Here is a 4,790-nt window from a genome sequence, read left to right as displayed (position 1 = left end):
GGTTTTATCTTCGACGACCAGGAGTTTTTTCAGGCCGGCGCTCCAATATAGCTGACGCTGGCCTTTAAATGCCGTGGCATACTCGCGCCAGAGCGCCGCGTTCTTTTCGACATCTTTCCCATCAGCGAAGTCATCGGCAATATCAAAGGGCGTGCGCCCGCCGACGCGCGACTTTTTCGCCATGCTTTTTGTCATTTCATGTTCGAGGCCCCATTTCGAGACGTAGCGAGCAGCGTAGTCACCGGGCTGGATCGTCAGACCATGCTCTGTGCTTGGCTCACGCAAACCCGCCGACACGGCGCATTTCTGCCAGTGCTCGCCCCATGCCCGTTGAATTTCTTCCAGGTCAACGAGTTTTCCACGGAAAAACATCAGACAGTGGAAATGGGGGTGCCAGCCATTTTCACCGTAGGTGACTTCAGTATTGCGGATCGTGCCGACAAGGCCGATCGCACGGCGCAGGCGGCCGGAGGTGCCGCCGCTTGTGAACGAGCGCCAGGCTTTTCTCAGCGCAGCGAGCAGGTCAGCGAGTGATTCACCCCGAACGTGCGGCACAGTGACCGTCAGCAGCGCCACTTCAATATCCAGATTTCGCGCCTGAGTGATGGCCTGCGCGAGTTCAGCGGCGCGGCGCTCGGATATTTTCGCGGCGCACACGGGACACGTCCAAATACTTCCGCAGACGCGCAGGCCCGAATATCGAGCTTTGAGCGTGAGCACGTCGCGGACGACCTGGATCTGCGTGTCTTGCGAGACACGCGACCACATGCAGGATGCTGTTCGGTGCGAGGGGTAGATGCTGCGGATGACGCTCAGCAAGTCGAAGCGCCTGGCGCGAGCAGCGCGGGCATGCTCGACGACGGTCCGCGACGGTCCGGCGATCTCGCCAGTCGATGCACAAATAAACGGTTTTTTTGTGTGCGCACACACATCAGCGCCCGGGGCGCCATAAAATTCACTCACAGTTGTTGGTCCACGGTCTACGCGTTGATCAACACGGCCCGAGGCGCTGCTAACGCTGGAGGCCATGAACTTGGTGCGGTTCCCCAACCACACCAGCGACGAGCCCGCATCCCCATGCGGGCTTTTTCGCTTATGGCAATCGTACCCGACACAGGCCGACGGGCTCAGGGCTTCTTCGCCGCAACGATCGCGGCAAGCTCGATCAGCAGCTTGGCGCCCTGCTGATGGTGCTGGAACACGACGGCCAGGACAGCAAGCGCCGCAGCAACTGCGGCGATCAGCAAGAAAGTGGGAGGTGTCTTCATACGGCCCAGTCTGGCGCCCGTTGAGACCCCGTCCCCCGCTGGTTTTCCGTTGGGTCCGAGGGAATCGTGCGAATGAGAAGAGGGTATGCGCTTCATGCGCAGACTCTGGAGCAGATCCCCAACTGAAGGTAGCAGGCTCATTTCATCCGGCCGGCGCCGGCACCCGCCGACCATCTCGCCTGAGGCCTGCCAGCCTCAGGGATCACCCGCGTTTGGTAGCACTTCTCGTATGTATACCAAGGGACTCCCTTCGGGTCCGAACCGGCCACCTGCGCCGACCACCCGCACAGGTCAGCTCATGGGCGGACCGGCGGCAGCACCGTCATCAGACCCCGCAGGGGGCTATCGGTGCAGCCGGTGTTTACGGCCGCCTCGGCGGCGCCGCCGCCGCCCAGGGTGGCGGCATCTGTACGCCAAGGTCCAAATGCGTCTTGACTGAAGTGCTGCTCGGCACGGGCTACGCCCAGATCCAGCGGTGCCGCGATCCAGGCCGACCGCTGCCGCTGGCCGGCGAACACCGCTTAACCGTAACGTTACATCATAACACCATAACGTTACGATGTTACACCATAACATCGTAACGTTATGGTGTTATGGTTGTTTTGTGTTATGATGTAGGCTCCACATCAGGAGATCCACATGGCTGTATCGAGCATCACGACAGACGACATCACCAGCGCAGCGGCTGCCATCGCAGCTACTGGCCAAGCGCCTACTGTGCGTGCAGTCCGCGCCCGGCTGGGCACGGGCTCGATGACCACCATCGCCACTGTCCTGCGAACGTGGTCGGCCGAGCATCCGGGCGCAGCCGCGCCGGCCGCACCTGCGGCAGCGGACGTGCCCACCGCCGTCACAGAGGCTGCCGCCTCGATGTGGGCAGCGGCCCGCGTCGAGGCCGAGGGCCGAGTCTCGGCAGCACGGCAGGCCATGGACGAGGCAGTGCGAGCCGCTGCGGCCGAGCGCGACGCAGCGCTGATCGGCCAGGGCGAGGCGCTGGACGAGGCCGAGGCCGAGCGGACGCGCGCGGATGCGCTCGGCCAGGCGCTCGACATCGAGCGAGCTGGCCGTGTTGCCGACGCCAGCGCCGCAGCGGCAGCACTGGCGCAGGCCCGCCAGGACGCGGCAGGCGCAGCGCTGGCCGCAGCCGAGGCGCACGCATTGGCGCTGGCCGATGCGGTCGCGCAGGCGCACAGCAGCGCCGCCGCTGCAGCGCGCAGCCTGGCGGTAGAGCACCGCCAGGCGCTCGCCGAGATCGCGGCTCAGCTCGACGCCGAACGGGCAGCCCGCGCCGCCGACGCGGCAGCAGCAGCCAAGACGCTGGCCGACGCGATCGCGAAAGCGCAGGCCGATGCGCAGGCGCTGGCCAGCGCCGCCGCCAAAGCCGCAGCAGACGCTCTAGATATAGAGCAGGCGCAAGTGATGTCGTCGCGCCAAGAAGCCGCAGCAGCGCAGCAGCGTGCGGCAGTGCTGGCGGCGCAGTTCGACGCCGAGCGTCAGCGCGCTGAGCGGGCCGAGGCCGCCGCAGCGCTCGCAGCGGAGCAAGCAGCAGCAGCGCGAGAGGCCGCAGCCGCGGCACGAGCCGCTGCTGTGCCAGCGGTACCGCCAGTCACCGCGGTGCAGGCGCCGGCACCGGTGCCCACGCCGGCCAAGCGGCACGCCGCCAAGGGCTGATACTCAGTCAAGACGCATTTGGACCTTGGCGTACAGATGCCGCCACCCTGGGCGGCGGCGGCGCCGCCGAGGCGGCCGTAAACACCGGCTGCACCGATAGCCCCCTGCGGGGTCTGATGACGGTGCTGCCGCCGGTCCGCCCACAAGCCGACCGTTGCAAAATCGCCGGAAACCCGTCGATTTTGCAAAAAGTTTGCAAAATTGCAGCGCGAGCGGAGCAGGTCAGCCGCGAGGCCGCGCGACCTGGTTCCCCTCTCCCTCGTCATCTCCATCGTCTGCCGCGACCGCCGGCGCAGCAGCCGGCACAGGGGGTGTGTGTGTGAGGGTGCCGTGCGGCATTTCAGACGTTTTCACAGAGAGTATCGGGCGAGCACCTTTGCCGCCTCTTCTGCGTCGGCCGTATTTACTCAGCGACTCGACAGATAAATGTCCCATGACTTGAGACCGTTCAACGTCATCCATCAAGTCGCACGATTTTAAATCACACCCCATCGCATGCCTGAAGCAATATGGTGAGACTCCCTTTTTATTAAATAACTCGAAGCCTCGATCAGATATTTTATTACCTAATCCGTTAGAGTCATATTTGACTGTAATTGACTTGCCAGCCTTTTCAATGAGTTCCGCCAGCAGTTCTGTGGCTGGTGTCATGTCGCGTTGAAGAGTGATCCAGCGGAATTTTATTCCTCGATCAGATTCCATCTGACCGTTAGTTGACTTGCCGGTTTTTGCGCCGATTACGAAGAATGTCAAATTCCCTGTTTCATTATCTAATGAAACCTCGACACCCTTTTCTATCTCTGACGGACGGCACCCTGTCGCCCACAAAACCGCCGTCGCTTGAAGCACCATCGAAACTGGCCGGCGAGTTTGCTTTTTCGGCTTCATCGCTTCAAATATCTCGGCACGCCAATTCTTGCCAAGTTTTGGGACAAGCTGCTGTTTCGATTTAATTGATGCTGGCTTTTTCTTTTTCTTGTGGCCTTTTGATGCCTGAATCGGAGGATCTTCCTGAACTGATTTTGTTATCTGGACGGTGGCCTTGGATGGTTTTTTCGGAGGCTCTTGTATTATCTCCGGAGGCGTTTTTATTATCTCAGCTTTCGGCGCAGATAATTGTATGCCGTGCTTTTCTCTAAAATTTGCTGCTCTTGCCTGTATTTGTTCAAATCGCGCCTGTTCTTCTGGCGTGCTTGGCTTCCATCCTGGCGTGCGTGGGGGGGGTGACGTAGTCATCGTGAGCGTCTTTCTATGCGCGCGTTGAAGAGCCGCTACGCGGCTCCCGGCTGACTCAAAAATGCCATTCTACGTGCATCGTTCGCTGTCGCTTCGATGCACTCCGAATGTCATTTCTTGAGCCATCCGGTGGGCATCCATCCACCGGTGTAAGTAAGCACCCTTCCGGGGCTTACTTACACCTCAAGGATGGATGCCCAACGCGCGCCGGTAGAGCAGCTCACGGCGGGCTTTCCAGCGTGCCAAGCGGCTTGCGAGCGGGTCGGCGGGCGGGTCGGCGGGCGGGTCGGCGGGCGGGTCGGCGGGCAGCGGAAAAAGCTCGCGCTGCGGGCTGGAGACGCTGTCTGCGGGCAGTATCTCGACCTGCCCAGGCGGTTCCACCGCCGCCAGAACCAGCGGGCTCGCAGATTCAGTTGGTTCAGGTGGGGGGGGTATGGATTTATACGACGCTTCGACGCGGTCATTCAGCCAGCCGCGAATGAGATGCGGCGACTCCTCGGCGAGCATCAGCAAGGTGGCGCGATGGCGAAGCCGGATCGCGGTCCACTCCGGCCAAGTCAACTGCACGACCAGCTCGGCCGGCCGTTCCTCTTCCTCGGCGAGGACCTCCTCATC

At 62.0% G+C, this 4,790-nt stretch carries 4 protein-coding genes and 1 pseudogene; 1 reads left to right on the top strand and 4 read right to left on the bottom strand.

Annotated elements, in window-relative coordinates; translation table 11 throughout:
* On the bottom strand, window positions 1-1,029 hold a 1,029-nt coding region (locus BDD16_RS22755), incomplete at its 3' end, for a protein rep (RefSeq protein WP_179636414.1).
* Window positions 1,030-1,127: 98 nt separating this feature from the next.
* Window positions 1,128-1,268, bottom strand: coding sequence for a hypothetical protein (locus tag BDD16_RS22750; RefSeq protein ID WP_179636413.1), 141 nt, complete (start codon window positions 1,266-1,268; stop codon window positions 1,128-1,130).
* 639 nt (window positions 1,269-1,907) lie between these two features.
* Between BDD16_RS22750 and BDD16_RS22745 the strand changes: the two genes are divergently transcribed.
* Window positions 1,908-2,939 carry a DNA-binding protein gene (locus tag BDD16_RS22745; RefSeq protein WP_179636412.1) on the top strand — a complete coding sequence of 344 codons (1,032 nt, stop codon included), beginning with the start codon at window positions 1,908-1,910 and terminating at the stop codon, window positions 2,937-2,939.
* Window positions 2,940-3,161: 222 nt separating this feature from the next.
* Here BDD16_RS22745 and BDD16_RS22740 read toward each other — a convergent pair whose 3' ends face one another.
* Both BDD16_RS22740 and BDD16_RS22735 read right to left on the bottom strand, forming a co-directional pair.
* On the bottom strand, window positions 3,162-4,175 hold the full coding sequence (locus tag BDD16_RS22740; protein ID WP_179636411.1) for a site-specific integrase: 1,014 nt from the start codon (window positions 4,173-4,175) through the stop codon (window positions 3,162-3,164).
* A gap of 183 nt (window positions 4,176-4,358) precedes the next feature.
* Window positions 4,359-4,790: pseudogene (locus BDD16_RS22735) on the bottom strand (hypothetical protein); the annotation flags it as partial.

Source organism: Sphaerotilus montanus, assembly GCF_013410775.1.
In the GTDB taxonomy this organism is placed as follows: Bacteria; Pseudomonadota; Gammaproteobacteria; order Burkholderiales; family Burkholderiaceae_C; genus Sphaerotilus; species Sphaerotilus montanus.
The sequence above is the reverse complement of the archived record's forward strand: the minus strand, read 5'-3'. Positions and strand labels throughout refer to the sequence as shown.

Coding starts and splice junctions, on each gene's coding strand:
- BDD16_RS22750 (WP_179636413.1), bottom strand. CDS start 1,268: ATGAAGACACCTCCCACTTTCTTGCTGATCGCCGCAGTTGCTGCGGCG.
- BDD16_RS22745 (WP_179636412.1), top strand. CDS start 1,908: ATGGCTGTATCGAGCATCACGACAGACGACATCACCAGCGCAGCGGCT.
- BDD16_RS22740 (WP_179636411.1), bottom strand. CDS start 4,175: ATGACTACGTCACCCCCCCCACGCACGCCAGGATGGAAGCCAAGCACG.